Consider the following 3,176-nt stretch of genomic DNA (forward strand, 5'->3'; position numbering starts at 1 on the left):
CGGTGATGCTGCTCCTCGTCGGCAGCGCCGGGTTCCTGCTCAGCGCCGTCCTCGCGTGGCGCTCCGGAAGCAGTGCTGACCTGGTGAAGGCGTGCGGCCAGGTGCTGACCATGATCCTGCTCTGGTTGGGGGTCGCGAACGTGATGTCGGTGAGCTTGCCGCTGCGGGCAGAACCGATGACGGCGCGGCGCCACGACGGCACGTGGAAGCAGTTCCTGCTGTCCTTCGTCATCTCGTACGGTGTCGGACTGATCGTCAATCTGATGCTCTACTGGCGCGTCTGGGCAAAGACGACGCTGCGCGAGCAGATGGGCGGTCCGTGGATTCCGGTCCTGCTGCTCCTCGCGAGCGCGGCCGCGACGTGGCTGTTGCTGACCGTGCTGGCCGTACTCCTGGCCGAGCAACCGCGCTTCCGTCGCGCCTTGCACCGGGAGATGGTGGTCTACCGCGAAGAAACCAACCACTTGCAGGCGACCATTCAGCACAATTCCGGCTAATGTAGCCGTGCGTGGCTGATCCGGGCACGTCGCGAGTACACGCAGTGTCGAGGAAGGCGTGACCCATCATGTCCGTAAAGCCTGGCGCGGCCGCCACAACGGCCGCCGTGAGCACCGCCTCCTGGCTACCACTCATCGTGGTGGTCCTCACCCAGATTCAGGCGTCGTTCGCCGTCAACGCCCTGACCGTCTCGATGGCCGGCATCACCACCGATCTCGACACGCCCGCAACAAGTGTCGGCACCGCGATCACCGCGGGCACCTTCGCCATGGCTGCCTTCATTCTGTTGGGGGCCAAGATCGGCGCCCGTTACGGAACGCGTCTGGTCTTCCAGATTGCCGTCGCGATTCACGGCCTCGCAATGGCCGCGGTCGCCCTGAGTCAGAGCCCGGCAATGCTGTTCGTGGCCCAAGCTGCATCCGGCGCCGTGATCGCCCTCATCGCTCCTGCGTTGACGGTCTTCATCGCCACGAACTTCAGTGGCGATCAGCAGGCAAAGGCCATCGGTTACCTGGCAGCAGCAATCCCGGCGGCCGGTGTGCTGGCGCTGCTCATCGCCGGTTCCTTCGCGACGACGATCGGGTGGCGATACTCGTTCGCCCTCGTCGTGGCTCTCGCGGTGGTCAACCTGATCCTGAGCTTCCGGGTCAAACCTGTTCCCCCGCAGAAGGACATCACCATCGACTGGGCCGGCGCCGCCATTGCTGCCGTTGCCGTCATCCTGCTCAGCTTCGGTTTCAGCGGCCTGAACTCGTGGGGCGTCATCCTGGCCACCGACGCTGCGCCGTTCTCGGTCATCGGTGTTTCACCCGCGGCCATCCTGATCGTCCTCGGCACCATCTGCGCGCAGGGATTCTTCCAGTGGACGCGAAGCCGCAAGGCGCAGAACAAGCCTCAGCTCTTCAACCTCGACGTCCTCAAGACCGGCGCCGAGCGCGCCACCACGATTTGCATGGCGACGATGATGTTCGTGGGAACCGCGGCCAACTTCCTCATTCCGCTGTACATGCAGATCATCCAGGGCCGCAGCAGCTTGCAGACGTCGTTCTCGATCATCCCGTACACACTTTCGATCTTCATCGCGAGCACCGTCGTCGCGCGTCTGTACAAGACGTACTCCCCGCGTCTGATCGCACGAGCCGGGTTCGTCGTCGTTGCCGCTGGACTCATCTTGTTGGCCTTCACCATTCGTGGCGACTGGCATCAGATCTTTGTCGTCATCGGACTGATCACCCTCGGCCTCGGGCAGGGCGCCATCGTTGCGCTGGTGTTCAACACCCTCCTCACCGCAGCTCCCAAGGAACTGGCCGGCGACGTCGGTGCCTGGCGGGGACTGGTACACAACATGTCCGGCAGCGTCGGCATCGCGGTGGCCAGCGTCTTCGCCGTCGGAATCCTTGGTTCCCTCGTCAGCTCGCAGCTGATCGACAACCCCACCATCCCGGCATCACTCAAGGTCGAGTCCGGGATCAATCTCGACCAGGTCAACTTCGTCCCCAACGATCAACTCGTCGTGACGCTCGAAAACACCTCGGCGACACAAGCACAGATCGACGAAGCCATCCGGATCAACACCGAAGCGCGCTTGCGCGCCCTGCGAACCTCGCTACTCGTCCTCGCCGGACTCTCCCTGCTCGCCATCATTCCGGCCGGCCGCATGCCCGACGAAGTACCTGCTCTGGAAGAACCGCAACCCACGAAGGGCAAGAAGTAACCGATGTCCAACCAAGACCAATTCGGTCCGATCGAATACGTTGCCGTCGAGTTTCCCGGCGGTGCACCGACCTCCGCAGGATTCGAGCAGCTGCTCACTCTCGTCGACTCCGGCGTGATCCGCATCCTCGACCTCGAGTTCGTCACCAAAGCCGCCGATGGATCAGTGGCCGTCGTACCGGCATCGACCTTCGAACTCGCAGATTTCGATCTGGCGCAGTTCGACGGCGCAGCCTCCGGACTGCTCGACGCCGGCGACCTCGCTGCCGTTGGTGACGAGTTGGCCACCGGTAGTGTTGCCGCCGTGCTCGTTTACGAGGAACTGGCCATACTGCCGGTGATCGACGCGTGGACACGCAGCGGGGCAAAGATTGTCACCGAAGGTCACCTGAGCTTGGACGAACTTGCCACCGCACTCGACAACACCGCACCAGGCAATACGGAGAAGGACGCATGAGTTTCTTGAGGCGAGCCGGCCGGGTAGCCGTCGCAAGCTCCATTCACGGCAATGTTCAGCGCCGTCAGCGGACCCGTTGGGCCGCCGAAGATCAGGCTCGCGCAGCGCAGGCCCAGCCGGTGCCGCCGATTCCCGATCTACCACCCCTGCCACCGCAGGCAGCTCCGGCAGCATCGATGGACTTGAAGCTCGAACAGCTCACCAAGCTGGGCGAACTCAAGAATGCGGGAGTATTGACCGAGGCCGAGTTCGAGACCCAGAAGGCACGTATTCTCGCCTGACCTAGCTGCGCCTCCCGAGTGCAAAAGCCATGACGGGAAGCTGCGTCGTCGCGAGATTCAACAGAGATGCCACTCGCGCATCCGTGAATCCTGCGATGGCGCAGCCCGCAAGTCCCATCGCCTCGGTCACGAGGTACAGATTCTGAACCAGCACACCGGCATCCACGTGCATCGTGCGGTAGTGCCGCATCGCGTACTTCTCAAGTGGCGCTTCGACGTCGGCGACC

Annotated in this window: 4 protein-coding genes and 1 pseudogene; 4 read left to right on the top strand and 1 reads right to left on the bottom strand. The window is 63.4% G+C overall.

The window, feature by feature from the left end; genetic code table 11:
• The 4 genes and pseudogenes from A2J01_RS36575 to A2J01_RS25275 form a co-directional block, all read left to right on the top strand.
• Positions 1 to 497 (top strand): annotated as a pseudogene (locus tag A2J01_RS36575) (hypothetical protein); the annotation flags it as partial.
• 68 nt (positions 498 to 565) lie between these two features.
• Complete coding sequence (locus A2J01_RS25265; protein WP_050657053.1) at positions 566 to 2,212, top strand: MFS transporter; 1,647 nt, start codon at positions 566 to 568, stop codon at positions 2,210 to 2,212.
• A 3-nt stretch (positions 2,213 to 2,215) separates the two neighbouring features.
• On the top strand, positions 2,216 to 2,668 hold the full coding sequence (locus tag A2J01_RS25270) for a DUF6325 family protein (RefSeq protein WP_064113841.1): 453 nt from the start codon (positions 2,216 to 2,218) through the stop codon (positions 2,666 to 2,668).
• On the top strand, positions 2,665 to 2,949 hold the full coding sequence (locus A2J01_RS25275) for an SHOCT domain-containing protein (protein WP_007735909.1): 285 nt from the start codon (positions 2,665 to 2,667) through the stop codon (positions 2,947 to 2,949). Before A2J01_RS25270 ends, A2J01_RS25275 begins: the two co-directional genes overlap by 4 nt.
• Before the next feature lies 1 nt (position 2,950).
• Here A2J01_RS25275 and A2J01_RS25280 read toward each other — a convergent pair.
• Positions 2,951 to 3,176 (bottom strand): nitroreductase family protein (locus A2J01_RS25280; protein ID WP_197494297.1); only part of this gene is annotated, 226 nt, incomplete at its 5' end.

Source organism: Rhodococcus sp. EPR-134 (assembly GCF_001647205.1).
Classification (GTDB): Bacteria; Actinomycetota; Actinomycetes; order Mycobacteriales; family Mycobacteriaceae; genus Rhodococcus_F; species Rhodococcus_F qingshengii.

Coding starts and splice junctions, on each gene's coding strand:
- A2J01_RS25270 (WP_064113841.1), top strand. CDS start 2,216: ATGTCCAACCAAGACCAATTCGGTCCGATCGAATACGTTGCCGTCGAG.
- A2J01_RS25275 (WP_007735909.1), top strand. CDS start 2,665: ATGAGTTTCTTGAGGCGAGCCGGCCGGGTAGCCGTCGCAAGCTCCATT.
- A2J01_RS25265 (WP_050657053.1), top strand. CDS start 566: ATGTCCGTAAAGCCTGGCGCGGCCGCCACAACGGCCGCCGTGAGCACC.